Here is a 17962-nt window from a genome sequence, read left to right as displayed (position 1 = left end):
CGCGAACTCAACAGGAGTGTCGATAATGGCGGTACCGGCAGGCACTGGCCGCAGTAAGGCGGCATCACAGATCCGGACGATCGCAAAAGAGCGATTTCGTGTGGATCTGCCCACTTATCATGCAGACTGTGATGCCAATTATCTGCGCCTGTGCAAATTGATGCCGGAGCTCGCAAGTAACCAAAGCTGGCGCTACCAGATGCCCGACGGCACCCTGGAAGTGGCGGTGCTGGAGCGCAGCAGGTACACCACAGAGGTGAGCCTGCAATCCTCCGCGCCGGAATCCGGCAGCAAGGACAAAAACTGGCTGGCTCCGCCTCCCATTACCGTGCGCCTGTATCACGATGCGCGCATGGCGGAAGTGGTGGCGGTGGATGGCCAGGGGCCGATCGGTGGCGACGGACTGAATTTCAGCTATCCCAACCCGGCCATGCACAGTGAAGACGAGCGCCAACAGGTCAACCGGTTCCTGAGCGAATGGTTGGCTCATTGCCTGGCAAATGGCCGCGCGGAAGTCGACTTCACCCTGGGTGGTCGGCGCATCTGAATCCTGCGGACGAGAGAGAAAGCCGGGCATCGCACAAGCGTACATGGATGTTTCGGCAAGGTGAGAAAGTGAATAACGCGGCAGTAGAACCAGCAAATCGGCTGATCCAGATAACCGACCCCCATGTTGGCGGCCGGCCGGATTATCAGTTGCTGGGCCTGGATACCGGCCGCACACTGGATGAAGTACTCACGGCCGTCGCCGGCAGCGCTGACGCCCCTGAGCTGATGATCGTCACCGGTGATGTCTCTGCCAACGGCTCTGAAGCCGCCTATCGCCGTTTTCTACATAAAATGCAGCCGGTCACCACCCCCTGGTTCTGGTTGCCCGGCAATCACGATAATCCCCAGCGCATGGATGAAATCGCCCCCAGAAGACGCCCGGAAGTGGTGAGCCTGGGTAACTGGCGTCTGTTGTTGCTGGATACCAGCGTGCCCGGGCAAATCTGCGGTGGTTTCAGTGCCGCTGAGCTGGCGCGTATCGAACAGCTGATTGCCAGCCACAGCGAGCATCCCCTGTTGCTGATGATGCACCACCAGCCGGTACCCGTTGGCAGCCACTGGATCGATGGCCACATGCTGCGCGAAGGGCGCGAAGCCTTTATCGAACTGGTGCGCGGGGCGGACAATGTGCGCGCCATTGCCTGGGGACACGTCCACCAGCAGTACGACAGCCAGCTGGATCATATCGGCCTGCACGCCACCCCTTCCACCTCGGTGCAATTCACCCCCGGCAGCGGTCCTTTCGCCGTGGACAGTGAAATGCCCGGCTACCGCTGGTTTGAACTCAACGACGACGGCAGCTATAGCACCGGGGTCGAGCGCGTCGCCATCGCCGAATACAGCGTGGATCTGGCCTCTTCCGGATACTGATCCCGGCTTTTCCAATGGAAGCAGGATGATCGGTCATTTCACCGTTAAACCTGCCTTTCGTGACTTCGTGATCTATTTTTATTTTAGAATGGCACCTGAATTCGCGGTTTAGCGGTACCGGGTTCAATGGCTGGTCAGGATCGATCACCTTTGGCCGCCTGATATTTTCTTGTACTTTCGTACTTCAGGAAGTGAGGTCACCATGCTAACAATTCATCGCAAACTTCTTTCTTGGCCATTTCTCTCTAGGCCGTCTCTCTCTGGGTTACTCCTCTCCCTTTCCCTTGCGCTGCTCGGCGGTTGTGTCCAGCAGGCGACGGTTACCCCGCAAGATACCGAAGACGGCCTGCTGCCGCGCCAAACCGGGCTGGATAGTGTCAGTGCTGCCTATGCCTTTGACCTGAGTGGCGCCAAGGTTTATCTCGAGCCGGTCAATGTGGCTTACAGCCGGCGCTTTCCCGGCGCAGGCTCTCCCCTGAGAGCCAAGGACTACGAGCTGGACCAGAAGGATATAGCCCGCCTCCAGGACCTGATGGGGCAGACGTTGACCGAGCGCTTCCTGGCACCGCGCCAGAGTGTGCTGGTGAGCGATAAAGCGCAGGCGGATTACGTTCTACAGCTGGATCTGAGCAGCTTCTCACTGGGCGCACCGCTGGATCCGCAACCCTGGCTGTGGCGGGTGTATACCGATCAGAGTGCTTACGGTGTACTCTCCGGTGAGCTGCAGGATAGCAACGGCAATGCGGTGATGCGCTTCAGCGACCGCCGCGATATCGGTGAGAACTTTGGCAGCCTCGGCCCTAACGGCCGCTTCGAACGCTTTACCAGTGTCACCTTCTGGACCGACATGAAAACCGATATGCGCCGCGCATTTGCCAGCCTGGATAAGTCGCTGCAGTAACAGCCTGGTTGCTACAACCTCACCATAACCTCGCCATTTGGGGAAAGCCGCCGGTACTTATGCCGGCGGCATCGCTATAATCCCCGCCCATGTCACACCCACAATTCTCTAGCGAACGCCCGCTGCTGATTTATCTGCACGGCTTCCTGTCATCGCCGCAGTCCTACAAATGCGAACTGCTCAAAGCCTGGCTGCTCGAGCATCGCCCGGACATCGTCTTTTACGCCCCGCTGGTGTCGCCCTATCCCGGCGAAGCTGCGGTTGTGCTGGGCAAAATATTGCAGGACTCTATAGACAACCACCTGGGGCCCATTGGCCTTGTGGGGAGCTCTATGGGAGGGTTCTGGAGTACCTGGCTGGCCGAGCAGCACCAGCTACCGGCAGTGCTGGTCAATCCCGCGGTCAAACCTTCTCGCTTCATGCCCAAATATTTGGGGCAGGACTTGCAGCCTTACAGCGGGGAAATGCAGACCTATCGCCTTGCCCCCGAAGATGTGGATAAGATGCGGCAATTGGAAGGCAACGTGGTTGCGCCTCTGGCGGGCCGCTACTGGTTGCTGGCCCAGCGCGGGGACGAGACGCTCGACTGCCGTGAGGCGGAGCAGTTTTACCACGGACAGCGGCAAACGGTGGAAGAGGGCGGCGACCACAGCTTCCAGGGATTTGCCCGCTATGCCGAGGCACTGGTAGATTTCCTGTTTCCGCCAGACAACAATTAGATAGAAGATCTAGGACAATCGCTCATAGCGAGCACTGAGCAAAAAACAACGAATAAGCATCAGCAGTAGGCACCCCGAGGGGTGAGCAGAAATTATGGCCAATTATTCCGCTGAAGATATCGAGGTACTAACGGGGCTGGACCCGGTGAAAAAACGCCCGGGTATGTATACCGATACCACCCGACCGAATCACCTAGCCCAGGAAGTCATCGACAACAGTGTCGACGAAGCCCTTGCCGGCCACGCCAAAAAAATCGAGGTGGTACTGCACAAGGATCACTCTCTGTCGGTCAGCGACGATGGTCGCGGCATGCCGGTGGATATTCACCCGGAACAAGGGCGTCCCGGAGTGGAGGTGATCCTGTCCACCCTGCATGCGGGGGGTAAATTCTCCAACAAGAATTACCAGTTCTCCGGCGGTCTTCACGGCGTGGGTGTGTCGGTGGTTAACGCGCTGTCGAAAGTGGTGGAAGTCACCATTCAGCGCGACGGCCAAGTGCATCGTATTGGCTTCCAGAATGGTGACAAGGCCTCCGATCTCGAAGTGATCGGCGAGTGCGGCAAACGCACCACCGGCACCAGCATCCGTTTTCTGCCGGACCCCAAGTATTTCGACTCCAACAAATTCTCGGTACCGCGCCTGCGCCACCTGCTGCGCGCCAAGGCGGTGCTTTGCCCCGGTCTCTCCGTCACCTTTATCAATGAGCAGGACGGCGAATCCGATCAGTGGTACTACGAAGACGGCCTCAAGGATTACCTGGCCGCGGCCAACCAGGGCTGGGAAGTGCTGCCGGCAGAACCTTTTGTTGGTAACTTCTCCGCGCAGACCGAAGCGGCAGACTGGGCGGTGCAATGGCTGCCGGAAGGCGGTGAAGTCACCGCCGAGTCCTACGTCAACCTGATTCCCACCGCCCAGGGCGGCACCCACGTCAACGGCCTGCGCGCCGGCCTGCTGGATGCCATGCGCGAGTACTGCGAAATCCGCAATCTGTTACCACGCGGCGTCAAACTCGGGCCGGAAGATATCTGGGGCCAGTGCTCTTACGTGCTTTCCGCCAAACTCGCCGACCCGCAATTCTCCGGCCAGACCAAGGAGCGCCTCAGTTCCCGTGAGGCCACTGCGTTTATTTCCGGTGTGGCCAAAGATGCGTTTGGCCTGTGGCTGAACCAGCACACCGAAGACGGCGACAAGCTCGCCGAACTCTGCATCAGCAACGCACAAAAGCGCCTGCGTTCGGCGAAAAAAGTCGCGCGTAAAAAAGTCACCCAGGGCCCTGCGCTGCCGGGCAAACTGGCCGACTGCTCCAGCGGTGATACCAGCCGCTCGGAACTGTTTCTGGTGGAAGGTGACTCCGCCGGTGGTTCTGCCAAGCAGGCCCGCGACCGTGAATTCCAGGCCATCATGCCCCTGCGCGGTAAAATCCTGAACACCTGGGAAGTGGACTCCAGCGAGATTCTTGCCAGCCAGGAAGTGCACGATATCGCCGTCGCGCTCGGCGTAGACCCGGGCAGCGACAACCTCGAAGGTCTGCGCTACAACAAAATCTGTATCCTCGCGGATGCCGACTCCGATGGCCTGCACATTGCCACCCTGCTGTGTGCGCTCTTCCTGCGTCACTTCCGCCCGCTGGTCACCAATGGCCATGTGTATGTCGCCATGCCACCGCTGTTCCGTATCGACATCGGTAAAGACGTCTACTACGCACTCGACGACGCCGAGCGCCAGGGCATTCTCGATCGCATCGCCGCGGAGAAGAAGAAAGGCAAGATTCAGGTAACCCGCTTTAAAGGGTTGGGTGAAATGAACCCGCTACAATTGCGCGAGACCACCATGGACCCCAACACCCGCCGTCTGGTGCAACTGTTTATCGATGCTGGCGACGACAGCAATCAGTTGCTGGATATGTTGCTCGCGAAGAAGCGCGCGGGAGACCGGAAGCAGTGGTTGGAGAGTAAGGGCAACCTTGCCGAAGTCAGCTAAAGATAAAGCCCCGCAATGCGGGGCTTTATTGTTTGGGGCAGAAATGGTGGCAATCTGGAAAGCGCCCGCCGCCCCTGCAGCGAGTATCAGGAAAATGAGAACCCGGCGAAGAAGAGTGCTCAGTAAAAAATATCGGCTTGTGACAATAATGGCTATGGCAGTTACGTTGCTGGCGGGGGCTGTAGCGCTATTCGTTAGTGAAGGGTTTTGCAGCAAAAGACATAATGGTCTTTATTGCCATACCGGAGCTAGCCAACTCTTCCTGAGCTGTTTCGTGGCCTGTTTGGCAATTTCTCTGCTCGTTGGCTTTTTTGAAGTTTACTCTGGCAAGAAAATTGTTGTTTTAAAGTCCAATTTATCAATGGCTATTGCTTTGCTAAGTATGCCGTTACTTTGGTTGAGTATGTATTTTGCGGATCCTAATGCCTGACAATCGAAGTCCCCAATGCGGTGAGCGTCGGTGTGTATGGATATATACACAATGTAATTCAATCTTCCTTTTTGGTAATCACTGCCGTGCAGTATTTTAAAAAGACTCGAAAACTACTTTGGAATGCCGGGGCGGCTGTTTTCTTTACCTACGTGGGTTTTCAATGTGCTTTCGCAGCATTGGAACTGGCCGGTGTTGATTTTCCTGAAATCTGTAAAAATACGGAAGTTGTCAGTGTGCCATCTCCAGATGGCAATAAAGTTGCCAGGATCGGTTATTCAGATTGCGGTGCATTCACCCGGGTCCAGACCGGTGTTCTGCTTGTCGACCTGAGAAGTGGCGAGGAATACGGCGGTATTTTCGGTATTGATTCTGAGCCCGGTGATCTCAGGGTTAGCTGGGAGAGTGACAAACTTCTGGTGTTCTCCAATTTTCCAATGGAAAAGCTACTGTGGTTCAATCAGAAGCCATTTTCCGGGGTGAAATTCAGGGTTCAATAGGCGTTCGTAGATGTCCTGTCAGGTGGGCCGCGTTTTGGATGGTCAATGTTTATGGATCTAGAGTGTTAAAAAATGGAAGTCGTAAGAAGCAAAGATTTTTCCGCTGAGCGCGCCTGGGGTGCAAAGGAAATTGCCAATATGGGTGGCATAACCACAAGGCTTCACTGGACGAATGCGCCATACAAGTGGCACGTAAACGATGGTGAAGAAGTCTTTGTGGTGCTGGATGGTGTGGTCGATATGCACTATCGCGTATCCGGCAAAGAAGAAGTGGCCGTATTAGAGGTGGGGGATATCTTTTTTGCATCCGTAGGCACCGAGCACGTGGCACACCCGCGAGGTGAAGTGCGCGTACTTGTGGTTGAGAGCGCGGATAGCGTGTAGCAAAGCTAGAAATTTTTTTTGCGTGAAGTGTGAGCGGGTATGCCAAGATTAGCCGAATTAAAAGACAAAGACGGAATATTGCAGCTCTACCGGGCATTGAGGCCGAATGATCCCGAACTGGGTTCTGAGGCCTCGGAAAAGGCGTTGTCAGAAATTATCAATTCCCCCAATGCCGATATCATTGTTGCGGAGCATAACGGCAAGTTGAGTTCTACCTGCATGCTGGGCACTGTGCCCAGTATGGCAATGGCCGGGCGCCCCTTTGGTGTCATTGAACATGTTATTACCCTTCCGGAAGCGCGCGGCAATGGATTGGGTAAAGCGGTGTTGACCTTCGCCCTGAATCAGGCCTGGGATATGGGTTGCTACAAGGTTTTGTTGCTTTCGGGCGCACAACGTGTGGAAGCGCACCGGTTGTACGAGAGTGTCGGTTTTATTGGTGATGTGGAAAAGGGCTTCGTCGCCAAGCCCTAGATCTAGCCCTGGCACCGACAGCATGCGTGTGACGCTGCGGGCGCACAGTTTTCCGGCTAGGGTGCATTTTGTCGGATTCCAATAGGAAATTGCCCTGCGCTTACCTACAATACGCGGCCTTTCCTTCTATAAGCCCCGGTTTCCACCATGTCTGACACGGATCACCCCCGCGATTTTCAATCCCTGCCGCTGCAGCAGTCCCTGCTAAAGAACCTGTCGGATCTCGGCTTTGCACGCCTGACGGAAATCCAGGCCGCTGCGCTGCCGGCGATTGTGGCGGGCAAGGATGTGATCGGTCAGGCCAAGACCGGTTCGGGGAAAACCGTGGCTTTTGGCCTCGGTGTTCTGCACAAGTTACAGGCGGAGCGCTTCCGGGTGCAGGCGCTGGTGTTGTGCCCCACCCGGGAGCTGGCGGACCAGGTGGCGAGGGAACTGCGCAAGCTGGCGCGGGCGATTCACAACATCAAGATTCTGACCCTGTGCGGCGGTATGCCGTTCGGGCCACAGATTGGCTCGCTGAAGCACGGCGCACATATTGTCGTCGGCACGCCCGGGCGTATTGAAGATCACCTGCGCAAGGGCAACCTGGACCTGAGCGAGGTACAGACTCTGGTGCTGGACGAAGCCGATCGCATGCTGGACATGGGGTTTCAGGCGGTACTGGACCAGATTCTGGCGGCATTGCCGCAACAACGCCAAACCCTGCTGTTTTCTGCTACTTATCCAAAAACCATTGATGCGCTGGCCACCCGGGTCATGCGCGACCCGGTAAAAGTCGAAGTAACCGCGGGGCATACCCAGAGCACTATCGAGCAACGTTACTACCGGGTGGAAAACAACGAACAGCGTCCTGCTGCTCTCTATCAGTTGTTGGCGAGCCTTGATGTTTCGTCGGCGGTTATCTTCTGTAACACCAAAAAGGAAACCGACGAGGCTGCCCAGGCTCTGCGCAGTGCCGGTTTTGCCGCGTTGGCGCTGCACGGTGATATGGAACAGAAGGATCGCGACCGCACCCTGACGCTCTTCGCCAACGGCAGTGCGTCGATTCTGGTGGCGACGGACGTTGCCGCGCGCGGACTGGATATCGAAGAGTTGCCAGTAGTGGTGAACTACCACCTGTCCCGCGATCCGGAAGTGCATGTGCACCGGGTCGGGCGCACCGGGCGTGCGGGCCAGAAAGGCCTGGCGCTGTCGCTGGTGAGCAAGAAGGAAATCTACAAGCTGGAGCGCCTGGAAGAGCTGATGCAGCAACCGATTACCTTGCAGGAAATCCCCACCATTGAAAAAGGCTTCCGGCCAGCTCGTCCGCTCATGTCGACACTGCAGATCGATGGCGGCAAAAAACAGAAAGTCCGGGCTGGGGATGTGGTCGGTGCTTTGACCGGCGAGGGTGGGATTGACGGTAACCAGATCGGAAAAATTCAGCTGTTTGACTTCTCCACTTTTGTGGCGGTGGAGCGAACAGTGGCAAAAAAAGCGCTGGGCAAGTTGGCCAACGGCAAAATCAAAGGTCGCAATTTTCGCGCGCGTATTGTCGGGGTCTGAATAGATAGTCTGAACGGATTCAGGAGCCGCCCAATGTTGGTTGCGGGCGGCTCCGACTTCAAATCCTACACTGCGATTCTGGTCGCAGTATTGATCACGCCATTTCTTCGGCTTTTTCCTCAAAAGCCTGCTTATAGAGCGACTTCTTCGGCTTTTCGAAAATCCGCTTCAACATCGGTTCGAAAAACGCCAGTGGCAGCGTTTCACCCTCTGCGTCGAACGCCGGTGCATCGTACTTCTGAATGAATTCCAGCGTCTGCGCGAAGTAGCGGTGCTCACGGTAGTTATCGCGGAGGTTGCGATCCATACCTAGGTAGTGGAAGAAGTAGTAACCCTGGAAAATCGCGTGATGCTTGATCATCCAGTGATTGGCCTCGCTGACGAAGGGCTCGAGGATCACCGCCGCAACATCGGCGTGGTTGTAACTGCCCAGGGTGTCGCCGATATCGTGCAACAGCGCGCAGATCACATACTCCTCGTCTTTGCCATCGCGGTGGGCGAGGGTTGCGGTTTGCAGGCAGTGGGTCAGGCGGTCGACCGGGAAGCCGCCAAAGTCGCCTTCCAGCAGTTTCAGGTGGGCGATAACCCGGTCTGCGAGGCCCTGGGCAAATGGCCCAAAGGCGTCGGCGATGCACTTCCAGTCTTCGGCGCTACCCTGTTCCATATGGGTGAAAGTGGCCCGTGGCGAATTATTATTTTCCATTTTTTTACCTAGTCAGATGAATTTCGAAAACATTACTTGCGGTAGCTTGGATCGATGCGGTCGAGTTTGCGCAATAGACCTGGCCATGCGAGCTTGCCGCCCTGGTTACTGGTGACCTTGTTACCTTCGCCGACGATCTTGTCGATGATCGGCTGCGGCACCGGGGTCAGCGGGCGATTACCGGCGAGGGCGGCGACCTGGATTTCACAGGACTTCTGCAGGATAAACATCGCAAGGAAGGTATCTGCCACCGAAGGACCGCAGGTAAGCAGACCGTGGTTGCGCAGAATCATGTAATTTGCGCTGCCAAGGTCCCGAACCAGTCGCGCTTTCTCGTCTTCCCTTACGGCAATACCCTCGTAGTCGTGATAGGCCAGGTTGGAAAGCGGGAACAGCGATTGCTGTGACAGTGGTAGCAACCCTTCGCTGTGCGCAGCCACCGCAACCCCTTCCACGGTGTGGGTATGCATGACACATTGCGCATCTTCGCGGGCTTCATGGATACAGCTGTGAATGGTGAAGCCGGCCGGGTTTACCGGGAAAGGTGTGTCGTCGACTTTCTCGCCGTTGAGGTCGATCTTGACCAGGCTGGACGCGGTGATTTCTTCAAACAGGGCGCCAAAGGGGTTGATCAGGAAGTGGTGTTCCGGACCAGGGATTCGCGCTGACAGATGGGTAAATACAATTTCATCCCAACCGTGGAGTGCGATCAGTCGATAGGCTGCGGCCAGGTCTACCCGCAGCTGCCACTCTTCAGCGCTCACTTTGCCTTCGAGGGACGGAATGGAATCCAGTGTCGCAGTCATGGGCTTTCTCCCGTATTTTGTTATTTTGCGTATTGGCTTTTAAGACAGAGCCATTTTAGGTACCGGCGCGTGCACAAGACTGTCAATTGGTTTACGTTTTCCCGGATGAAGTACTTTCGCAGCAGGAGGCAAACATGAATGAGTTATTGGTGAGTATTCAAGCCTGCCCGCTGCTGGCAGGTTTGGGAGAGGAAGCCCGCCAGGCTCTCGCCAGTCTTTGCCGCAGTCGTACTTACTCTGCGGGCGAGATCATTTATCCGCCGGGATCGGTGCAGAGCAGCCTGTGTATCATCGCCGATGGCCGCGTCCGCATTTGTTCCAGCAACGCCGGCGGCCGCGAGGCCATATTGGCGATTCTCGATGTGGGTGCCTGGTTCGGGGATACGGTTTTTTCCCCAGGGATGCCAAGGGTTTTCGGCGCCACCGCGCACAGCGATAGCCGGGTAGTAGAAATCCCGGGGGAGGGGCTGCGATCTTTGTTGCAGCGTTACCCGGAGGGCTACCCCACCATGCTGGATCAGGTCAGTCGCCGGCTCTGGTCTGCTATGTCAGTGATTCAGGACGATGTATTGCGGGGCACCGAGGCGCGCATCGGCAGGCGACTATTGTTTCTTGCGCAAATGCACAATCGTACGGGGACGGCGGGCGGTCAGTCAGTCAGTTTTGCACTTACCCGCGAACTGCTGGCGAACATGATGGGCATGACTCGCCAGGGGGTGCACGGTGTGCTTAAAAACATTGAAAACCAGGGGTTGATCGAGTTCGCCTATGGGCGCGTGACCATTGCGGATCCCGCGCGCCTGCAGCGTTATGTCGACGGATTGGATTGACTCAACGTGCGTCTGCCAGCTTGGCATTTTCCTCGGTCGGGTTTGCCGGCTGGCAATCACTGGCTTTCACTACCCGTCGGCCATAGCTCACCAGCAGGAAGCCGATGGGGAACATAATCACGCCGTAAATGGCGGAGGGCACCGACATCTCACTGGAGTGCAGCAGGGTCAGGGTGACCATCAGGCCCAGGGTGCCATTCTTGATCCCCAGCTCGGTAGCAACGGCGAGCCCTTCGCGCTTGGTCAGCCCGGCCAGTTTTGCACACAGCAGTCCGGCTGCGATACCCAGGAGGTTCAGGGCAATGGCCGCGGGGCCAGCCTGTACCAGCAGCTCCAGAAAGCGATCGCGAATACCGTATACCAGCCCGACGACCAGGGCCGCCAGCACAAAGGCGCCGAACAGGCTTACTGCCCCCTCGGCCCGGGTTGCCAGTGCCGGTCTCCACGCCTTCACGAGCATACCGATTGCCACGGGCAACAGGACGATGGCCGACAACATGATCACCGTCTTGGTAAACGGCAGCGCAATTTCCTGGCCGCTACCAAAGTAGGTCTGCAGTGCGTAGTTGGTAAAGATGGGCAGGGTCATGATGGTGATCATGCTGGCGGAAACCGTGAGCACAATAGACAGCGCCACATTACCGCGGGCCAACAGGGTAAACAGGTTGGACGTGGTGCCGCCGGGACATGCGGCAATGATCACCAGGCCCACGGCCATGCCCGGGGGCAGTGCCAGTGCCCAGGCGAGGGCAAATGCCGCCAGGGGCATAACCAGTATCTGTGCCAGTGTGCCGATGATCAGCCCGGCAGGCTTTACCGTGACTTGGTGGAAGTCCCGGGCAGTGAGCGTCAATCCAATCCCGATCATGATGATAAACAGGGCGATCGGCAGTCCAATCGAGACGAGGGGGCCGGATTCCATAGGAACCTCCAGAAATTATTATTAGGCGTGTTGTTTGTCCTGAGTCGCTGGATAAGGGGCCAGGCGCTCCGGATGCATCGCTATCACTATTCTAGTTGAGTCATTTTAGATAGGCGCCGGTGGCGGGAATGTCAACTTTTTGACAATTGTGTGTGAGGGCGGCTGCTGCCGCCCTCTGGTGGGTTATCCCGGGCTGGCTTTGCGGTTTGTCTGCAAATGCTGGGGTTACCAATGTAGTGGTTGCAACAGCAGGTCACTGCAGATGCAGGCTATAGCGCACCATGGTGTAGTCGCGGGGGTCGGACTTGCACGCGAACCCCAGCTCCCGGGCGACGTGGTCAATGGCGTTGTTGCCCGCGGATTCGATGGAGTAAATTTCTTCCAGGCCGTCGACCTTGGCGGCGTCTACCAGCTCCTGCAGCAGATATTTGCCGAGGCCGGCATTCTGCCAGTCGTCAGCAACCACAACGGCGCACTCGCACGCGCGACCGTCTGGATCGCAGGCGAAGTTGGCGACTCCTACGGCGTGCTGGTTACCGGCTTCATCCTTATAGAGTGCAATAAATGCCTCGTGCTGCGGGTCGTTGTCGCTAAGAATTCTCATCAGCTGTTTGCTGACCTGGCCAATGCCGCCGAGAAAGCGCATTCGACAGGAGTCGGCGGACAGCCCCTCAATCAGTTCGCGTTCCAGATCGACATCCGATGCCTGTACCGGGCGAATGACAACCTGGCGGCCGTCTCGCAGGGTATAGCGACTATGGTCCAGTGGGCTGTCACTGATGCCGATCTCATTCAGGTCGCCCTCATTGACGCCGCTTTCGAACCACTGGCTGCGTTGATTCATGGTCGTGCCAGACATAAGGCTATCCTCCCCGTTTGCCGCGACTCGAAGAATTTGTGTCACTCAATCTGCGGCCCTCGTGTCGATTTTGTGCCTAGTATGTAGAACCGAAAGCACAGCACCGAAACTTCGGTATTGCCGCTCACGTTTCCCCGAGTCCAGGTTCACGCTTGTTATTGCTACTTCCCGGCTATAGCACCATCGGCAGCGATTCTACAGCCGCAGGGGAATGCTACGGTGGCGCCAGTGGCAGCCAAAGGTTCCACGGGGCTCGAAGGGGATTTCGGGCGAAATAGTGCCTGTGCGACACCATTGCAAATAAAACTGGGCAGTCTGACGCCCTGTGGTATAGTGCCGCGGCTGGCGCTAACGCCAGTTGCGTCATCTGTAGGCCGAGACTGTTTTCGGCTCATTTCTGGAACGCTGTACTCAACAGTGTGTCTGAACCTCCTCTACTGAATGCCGCACCGTGCCGAAGTGAAACTTTCGGCTACTGCCTTTGGCGGCGAATTTGAAGCTGACCCGTGGAACATGGGTTTTTCGATCTGTTCACAGCAGCACAGCTTCCCCCAAATTTTCTGACCGGATCTATTCCCTGACACTGGGTGCCGGAACCACAAACTCGCGAACTGCACAGTCGCTATTGCGCAGTCGCACATTCGTTAATTGAAGAAAGAAATTTATGTTGTTTGAAGATCTCGGCCTGGTGCCGGAAATTGCCCGCGCCGTTGCGGAACAGGGTTACACCAAGCCCACCCCGATTCAGGAGCAGGCGATCCCTGTGGTCATGCGCGGCGGTGATGTGATGGCGGCGGCGCAGACCGGTACCGGTAAAACCGCCGGCTTTACCCTGCCGTTGCTGCATCGCCTGAGTAGCGGCAAACGCGCCAGCAATAACCAGGTGCGGGCGCTGGTGTTGACGCCGACCCGCGAACTGGCGGCGCAGGTTTTTGATAATGTGCAGAGCTACAGCAAAAACCTGCCGTTGCGACACAGCTGTGTATTCGGTGGGGTGAAGATCAACCCACAAATGATGCGCCTGCGTGGCGGTGCCGACATTCTGGTCGCCACCCCGGGCCGCCTGCTGGATTTGTACAATCAGCGCGCGATCAAGTTTGATGCACTGGAAGTGCTGGTACTGGACGAAGCCGACCGTATGCTGGACATGGGCTTTATCCATGACATCAAAAAAATTCTGCGGGTGCTGCCGGCCAAGCGCCAGAACCTGCTGTTCTCCGCGACTTTCTCTCCGGAAATCCGCGCCCTGGCCAAGGGGCTGGTGAACGATCCGGTGGAAATCGATGTAAGCCCGCGCAATACCACCACCCAGACGGTACTGCAGAAGCTGCATCCGGTAGACAAAGCGCGCAAGACCTCGCTGCTCAGTCACCTGATCAAGGAAAATGACTGGCATCAGGCCCTGGTCTTCAGCCGTACCAAGCACGGTGCCAACCGCCTGGTGACCCAGCTGGAGAAGAGCAAGATTTCTGCCGCGGCCATTCACGGCAACAAGAGCCAGAATGCGCGCACCAAGGCCCTGGCCGATTTCAAATCCGGCAAGGTTCGGATTCTGGTGGCGACGGATATTGCCGCGCGCGGTATCGACATCGATCAGCTGCCCCAGGTAGTGAACTTTGACCTGCCCAACGTGCCGGAAGATTATGTGCACCGTATTGGCCGCACCGGCCGTGCCGGCGCCAGCGGTCGCGCGGTGTCTCTGGTTTCTGCGGATGAAATCAAGCAGCTGCGGGATATCGAGCGGCTGATCCAGAAGCCCATCGAGCGCGAAGAAATTGAAGGCTATGAGCCGGATCACCAGTTACCCGAATCCGGAGGCAAGGTTGGCAAGGGCGCACAGGTGCGCCGTGACGGCGCCCCGCGCAAGAAGCCGGCCAACCGCCGCGGCGCTTCCGACGGAAGGGATTCCGGAAACCGCTCTGGCAATAGCGAAGGTCGATCCGGCAATCGCTCGGGTAACCGCGGTAACGGCAACCGGCGCTCTGAAAACGATGCGCGCGGCAATCGTCAGGACGGAAATCGCAGTGGTAATCGCCAGGATGGCAATCGCAGTGGCAACGGCGACTCGCGCGGCAATCGCGCTGGCGGTGCGGATCAACGTCCTCGCCAGCGTCGGGCCCGGCGCAGTGAAACGGCGTGATTTGACGCCCTGCTAGAAAATTTTTCCACGAAACGGCGAGCTTCCAGCTCGCCGTTTTTGTTGGTGCTCACTTACCTGCCGCACTCGGCAGGGCCGTAATGGCGTCTTTCCCGGGGTACTGAATCGGGGCGCGGCACCGGTCCTGTTCATCTGCAGCTTGTCTCGGCTATAGTTCCCGTTATATAGATTTCATGACTTGTTGGTATTAGTATTTCGCGCCAATGACAGCGTTGTCATTGGCGGGTGTGGTGAGAGGCAATTCGCTTTATTTCTTGCTGCCACCGCTTTGCGCACCCGGAAAGGTGCGTGAATTCGAAGTACTTGAGGTTGTCCGCAACCTCGTTTTAGGGACAGAGTTATGTATCGATCTATCCGTGCCAATGCGTCCGCATTGGTCCTGGCAGCTTCTGCCGTTTTTACTTCTGCTACTTCCGCACAGGCCATACAGGTGGATTGCACCGCAGTACCTGATTGGGACTCGGTCAGCGCCTATGCCAGTGGCGCCCGGGTGGTGGAGAGCCAGCAGCGGTATACCGCCAACTGGTGGAACCAGAACACACTGCCTTCCACCCACCATGGGGAGTGGGGTGAGTGGACGCTGGATGGCACCTGCTTGCCTGCATTTCACGCCGTGGACATCGACAAAGAGTTGCTGATTCGCGACCTGTCGGTGGTGGACTCGCAAGCGGCCATCAGCGGCGAGCTTTCCTGGCTGCATCTGATTGAACAGATGATGCCGCAGGAGAATCCGACCAACGCGGAAAAAGAAGCGTTTGTTCTGCACTGGCTCAACAGCTACCTCAACCAGCAGGTCATCAACGAGGACGTGGTGGCCACGCGCCCGCAGATGCAGACGCTGTTTATCGAACCCTGGCGGGGTATGAGCTTTAACCTGAGCCAGGGCACCAGCGATGCGCTGAATTTCGATATTCACCTGTTCCGCCTGCTGGCGATTGTCTACCGCCCGGATCTGCATACCCGGGATGCCAGTGGCCAGGTCACCAGTGGTGGTGAGGCGCGCTTTGTATTCAGCTTTAACCAGCCCAGCAGCGGTGGAACCCTGCCGGCCAAGGTCATCTTTGAGTACGGCCTGGAAGCCAATTCGGAAGAGGAGCTGCTGGCCTGGGCCGAGGGCTTCCACGCACTGGGTGCACTGGAGTTTGGTGAACAGTACAACCAGCAGTTGATCGCCTTGACCAACCGTTTTACCGGTAAAAATACCGTGCCACACAAGCCCAATGGCAATGCGTTGAACCAGCTGCGCACCAATGAGCTGCCCTTCGCGGATCCCTGGCAGCTGCGGGAATTCAAACTCAGTGCGGAAACCGGCTTGCTGGAGCCCGCGACCGTCGCACAGACCCCGGCGGATGACGTGAACGGCACCCAGCTGTTCGCGGATTACGTCAACAGCGCGGAAGCCGAAATCCTCGATGGCAGCTATGTGGTACCGCTCCAGTTTGCCGGTGAGCCATTGCTCGGTGGTGCTTCCGATGCCGAGATCGGGCGATTTGCGCGGCCGGTAACTACCTGGAACGGACCCGGAATCCTGAATAATGAGGCGCGGCATATCGTCGGCCTGAATACCTGCAGCGGTTGCCACGGTACCGAGACCAACACCGAGTTTTCCCACGTGGTGGAGCGTGAAGTTGGGGAAGTTGCCGAGATTTCAGCGTTTATGAGCGGTGTCGTGATCAATTTGGCCACCGGGGAAGAGGAACCGTTTGTGGTTGAAGATCCGGTGAGCGGCGAACTGCGTCAATTCCACGAGCTGGATGATCGTAAAACCATTATGGACTGCCTGCTGGAGCGCTGTTTTGCCAGTGCACCTGAAGCGGCAACTGTGGCGGTGAGAACACTGCGCACTGCCGTCCCACAGGAAAGCACCGTGGCAGTAAAGAGTGCAGAGGCGATTGCGTTTGAAGCCTTGATGGCGGAGCGCAGGGCGCGCGCGCATTGATCTGACGATCGAAGAGAAACAGGCGGAGCAGTGCTCCGCCTTTTTTTAAGGTGGTTTTTAACTTTCTTGCTGGCTGGCGAGGTAATCCAGGGTTAGCTGGGTAATCGCTTTGGTGCCTACCTTGAGCGCGCTTTCGTCCACGTAGAAACGCGGCGAGTGGTTGCTGGCGGCGCTGGCAGGGTTGGTGCCTTTTGGGGTGACACCCAGGAAATAGTAAAAACCGGGAACTTCATTGGCGAAGAATGAGAAGTCTTCAGCACCGGTAATTTTCGGAATCACCATCACCTTGTCATCACCGGCCGCGGCTTTCAGTGCGGGTACTGCAGCTTCGGTCAGCGCCGGGTTGTTACTGGTCACCGGGTAACCTTCCAGAATTTCCACTTCCGCGGTAGCGCCGGTGCTCTCGGCAATTTTCTCCGCGGTGACTTTCAAGCGTTTAAAAATTTCCTGGCGATTATCCATATCGAAATTGCGAATGGTGCCATTCAGGAAGACGCTGTCGGGAATGATGTTATTGCGCACACCGCCGTCGATCTTGCCGAAGGACACCACCGCGGGTTCCTTGGTGATATCAATCTGGCGACTGACGAGGGTCTGGGTGCCCATCACAATCTGCGCGGCAGCGGTGATCGGATCGACACCGCCCCAGGGACGGGAGCCGTGGGTCTGGCGACCTTTTACATTGATACGGAACTCGTCGGAACTCGCCATCAGCGGGCCTGAGCGGTAGCCGATCACACCCGTCGGCAGGCTGGAGGTCACGTGCTGGCCGAAGGCCACAGCGGGCTTGTACTTCTTGAACAAGCCCTCTTTCAGCATCAGCTCTGCGCCGCCCTCTTCGCCATCGGGCGCCCCTTCTTCCGCGGGCTGGAAAATAAACAGCACATTGCCAGCCAGCTCATCGCGCATATCCGCCAGCACCTGGGCGGCACCCATCAGCATGGCTACATGGGTGTCGTGACCACAGGCGTGCATCACACCCACTTGCTCGCCGTTGTATTCGGTCTTTGCCTTGGAGGCGAAGGGAATATCCACCTGCTCGGTAACTGGCAGTGCATCCATATCCGCGCGCAGCGCCACGGTAGGGCCTGGCTTGCCGCCCTTGAGCAAGCCGATCACCCCGGTGTGGGCAACACCGGTTTCCACTTCCATGCCGAGGGACTTCAGGTGTGCGGTGATGTATTTGGCGGTTTCGAATTCGCGGTTACCCAGCTCAGGATTCTGGTGCAGGTGGCGGCGCCATTCGATGACCTTGCTTTCGGTCTGAGCCAGTTGTTTGTCGGCATCCGCCGCTTGTGCCTGGAGGGCGGTGGCGGCGAGTGCGAGAGCGATGGTTAATGTTGTTTTTTTCACAAGAAATTCCTGTTTGCAGTGCATGGCCGATTGGCAGGT

The 17962-nt window shown here is 57.3% G+C and carries 18 protein-coding genes; 13 read left to right on the top strand and 5 right to left on the bottom strand.

Translation table 11 applies throughout. From position 1 onward, the window contains the following. Positions 1-25 precede the first annotated feature (25 nt). The 10 genes from M0G74_RS03700 to dbpA all read left to right on the top strand — a co-directional run bounded on the left by M0G74_RS03700 (position 26) and on the right by dbpA (position 8353). Positions 26-547: a DUF1249 domain-containing protein gene (locus M0G74_RS03700; protein ID WP_248214748.1), complete on the top strand. Its 522-nt coding sequence runs from the start codon at positions 26-28 to the stop codon at positions 545-547. Between the two features lie 68 nt (positions 548-615). After that, complete coding sequence (locus tag M0G74_RS03695) at positions 616-1419, top strand: phosphodiesterase (protein ID WP_248214744.1); 804 nt, start codon at positions 616-618, stop codon at positions 1417-1419. 202 nt (positions 1420-1621) lie between these two features. After that, the gene (locus M0G74_RS03690) at positions 1622-2320 is read left to right on the top strand and encodes a hypothetical protein (protein WP_248214742.1); all 699 of its coding nucleotides are present in this window, start codon (positions 1622-1624) and stop codon (positions 2318-2320) included. An 89-nt stretch (positions 2321-2409) separates the two neighbouring features. Beyond that, on the top strand, positions 2410-3039 hold the full coding sequence (locus M0G74_RS03685; RefSeq protein ID WP_248214740.1) for a YqiA/YcfP family alpha/beta fold hydrolase: 630 nt from the start codon (positions 2410-2412) through the stop codon (positions 3037-3039). A 94-nt stretch (positions 3040-3133) separates the two neighbouring features. Further along, complete coding sequence (gene parE / locus M0G74_RS03680; protein ID WP_282449927.1) at positions 3134-5020, top strand: DNA topoisomerase IV subunit B; 1887 nt, start codon at positions 3134-3136, stop codon at positions 5018-5020. Then, positions 5004-5450 (top strand): hypothetical protein, encoded by a 447-nt coding sequence (locus M0G74_RS03675; RefSeq protein ID WP_248214738.1) that lies wholly within the window; start codon positions 5004-5006, stop codon positions 5448-5450. Before parE ends, M0G74_RS03675 begins: the two co-directional genes overlap by 17 nt. An 86-nt stretch (positions 5451-5536) precedes the next feature. Beyond that, complete coding sequence (locus M0G74_RS03670; protein ID WP_248214736.1) at positions 5537-5950, top strand: hypothetical protein; 414 nt, start codon at positions 5537-5539, stop codon at positions 5948-5950. A 72-nt stretch (positions 5951-6022) separates the two neighbouring features. Then, positions 6023-6334: a cupin gene (locus M0G74_RS03665; protein ID WP_160152399.1), complete on the top strand. Its 312-nt coding sequence runs from the start codon at positions 6023-6025 to the stop codon at positions 6332-6334. Between the two features lie 39 nt (positions 6335-6373). Further along, complete coding sequence (locus M0G74_RS03660) at positions 6374-6808, top strand: GNAT family N-acetyltransferase (protein ID WP_248214733.1); 435 nt, start codon at positions 6374-6376, stop codon at positions 6806-6808. A 147-nt stretch (positions 6809-6955) separates the two neighbouring features. Continuing rightward, positions 6956-8353, top strand: coding sequence for an ATP-dependent RNA helicase DbpA (gene dbpA / locus M0G74_RS03655; protein WP_248214731.1), 1398 nt, complete (start codon positions 6956-6958; stop codon positions 8351-8353). Between the two features lie 94 nt (positions 8354-8447). On the opposite strand, the gene M0G74_RS03650 is transcribed toward dbpA, so the two are convergent. Both M0G74_RS03650 and M0G74_RS03645 read right to left on the bottom strand, forming a co-directional pair. Next, on the bottom strand, positions 8448-9056 hold the full coding sequence (locus tag M0G74_RS03650) for an HD domain-containing protein (RefSeq protein ID WP_248214729.1): 609 nt from the start codon (positions 9054-9056) through the stop codon (positions 8448-8450). 32 nt (positions 9057-9088) lie between these two features. Further along, positions 9089-9862 carry a class II aldolase/adducin family protein gene (locus M0G74_RS03645; RefSeq protein WP_248214727.1) on the bottom strand — a complete coding sequence of 258 codons (774 nt, stop codon included), beginning with the start codon at positions 9860-9862 and terminating at the stop codon, positions 9089-9091. 134 nt (positions 9863-9996) lie between these two features. On the opposite strand from M0G74_RS03645, the gene M0G74_RS03640 reads away from it, so the two are divergent. Then, the gene (locus tag M0G74_RS03640; RefSeq protein WP_248214719.1) at positions 9997-10692 is read left to right on the top strand and encodes a Crp/Fnr family transcriptional regulator; all 696 of its coding nucleotides are present in this window, start codon (positions 9997-9999) and stop codon (positions 10690-10692) included. Position 10693: 1 nt separating this feature from the next. On the opposite strand, the gene M0G74_RS03635 is transcribed toward M0G74_RS03640, so the two are convergent. Both M0G74_RS03635 and M0G74_RS03630 read right to left on the bottom strand, forming a co-directional pair. Then, complete coding sequence (locus M0G74_RS03635; protein WP_248214716.1) at positions 10694-11614, bottom strand: bile acid:sodium symporter family protein; 921 nt, start codon at positions 11612-11614, stop codon at positions 10694-10696. A gap of 253 nt (positions 11615-11867) precedes the next feature. Then, positions 11868-12473, bottom strand: a complete 606-nt coding sequence (locus M0G74_RS03630; protein ID WP_248214713.1) for a GNAT family N-acetyltransferase — start codon at positions 12471-12473, stop codon at positions 11868-11870. A 664-nt stretch (positions 12474-13137) separates the two neighbouring features. Here M0G74_RS03630 and M0G74_RS03625 point away from each other — a divergent pair. Together M0G74_RS03625 and M0G74_RS03620 are read left to right on the top strand one after the other, a co-directional pair. Next, positions 13138-14613, top strand: a complete 1476-nt coding sequence (locus M0G74_RS03625) for a DEAD/DEAH box helicase (RefSeq protein ID WP_248214709.1) — start codon at positions 13138-13140, stop codon at positions 14611-14613. Between the two features lie 358 nt (positions 14614-14971). Beyond that, complete coding sequence (locus M0G74_RS03620) at positions 14972-16570, top strand: hypothetical protein (protein ID WP_248214706.1); 1599 nt, start codon at positions 14972-14974, stop codon at positions 16568-16570. 57 nt (positions 16571-16627) lie between these two features. Here M0G74_RS03620 and M0G74_RS03615 read toward each other — a convergent pair whose 3' ends face one another. Further along, positions 16628-17923 carry an amidohydrolase gene (locus tag M0G74_RS03615; RefSeq protein WP_248214704.1) on the bottom strand — a complete coding sequence of 432 codons (1296 nt, stop codon included), beginning with the start codon at positions 17921-17923 and terminating at the stop codon, positions 16628-16630. Positions 17924-17962 lie beyond the last annotated feature (39 nt).

This window comes from Microbulbifer sp. CAU 1566, assembly GCF_023156515.1.
In the GTDB taxonomy this organism is placed as follows: domain Bacteria; phylum Pseudomonadota; class Gammaproteobacteria; order Pseudomonadales; family Cellvibrionaceae; genus Microbulbifer.
Note: the sequence above shows the minus strand (reverse complement) of the source record. Positions and strands in the feature narration are given on the sequence as shown.

Excerpts from the sequence above, each read along its gene's own strand:
- M0G74_RS03645 (WP_248214727.1), bottom strand. The coding sequence starts at position 9,862 with ATGACTGCGACACTGGATTCCATTCCGTCCCTCGAAGGCAAAGTGAGC.
- M0G74_RS03690 (WP_248214742.1), top strand. The coding sequence starts at position 1,622 with ATGCTAACAATTCATCGCAAACTTCTTTCTTGGCCATTTCTCTCTAGG.
- M0G74_RS03640 (WP_248214719.1), top strand. The coding sequence starts at position 9,997 with ATGAATGAGTTATTGGTGAGTATTCAAGCCTGCCCGCTGCTGGCAGGT.
- parE (WP_282449927.1), top strand. The coding sequence starts at position 3,134 with ATGGCCAATTATTCCGCTGAAGATATCGAGGTACTAACGGGGCTGGAC.
- M0G74_RS03685 (WP_248214740.1), top strand. The coding sequence starts at position 2,410 with ATGTCACACCCACAATTCTCTAGCGAACGCCCGCTGCTGATTTATCTG.
- M0G74_RS03650 (WP_248214729.1), bottom strand. The coding sequence starts at position 9,056 with ATGGAAAATAATAATTCGCCACGGGCCACTTTCACCCATATGGAACAG.
- dbpA (WP_248214731.1), top strand. The coding sequence starts at position 6,956 with ATGTCTGACACGGATCACCCCCGCGATTTTCAATCCCTGCCGCTGCAG.
- M0G74_RS03635 (WP_248214716.1), bottom strand. The coding sequence starts at position 11,614 with ATGGAATCCGGCCCCCTCGTCTCGATTGGACTGCCGATCGCCCTGTTT.
- M0G74_RS03630 (WP_248214713.1), bottom strand. The coding sequence starts at position 12,473 with ATGTCTGGCACGACCATGAATCAACGCAGCCAGTGGTTCGAAAGCGGC.
- M0G74_RS03620 (WP_248214706.1), top strand. The coding sequence starts at position 14,972 with ATGTATCGATCTATCCGTGCCAATGCGTCCGCATTGGTCCTGGCAGCT.
- M0G74_RS03700 (WP_248214748.1), top strand. The coding sequence starts at position 26 with ATGGCGGTACCGGCAGGCACTGGCCGCAGTAAGGCGGCATCACAGATC.
- M0G74_RS03625 (WP_248214709.1), top strand. The coding sequence starts at position 13,138 with ATGTTGTTTGAAGATCTCGGCCTGGTGCCGGAAATTGCCCGCGCCGTT.
- M0G74_RS03665 (WP_160152399.1), top strand. The coding sequence starts at position 6,023 with ATGGAAGTCGTAAGAAGCAAAGATTTTTCCGCTGAGCGCGCCTGGGGT.
- M0G74_RS03660 (WP_248214733.1), top strand. The coding sequence starts at position 6,374 with ATGCCAAGATTAGCCGAATTAAAAGACAAAGACGGAATATTGCAGCTC.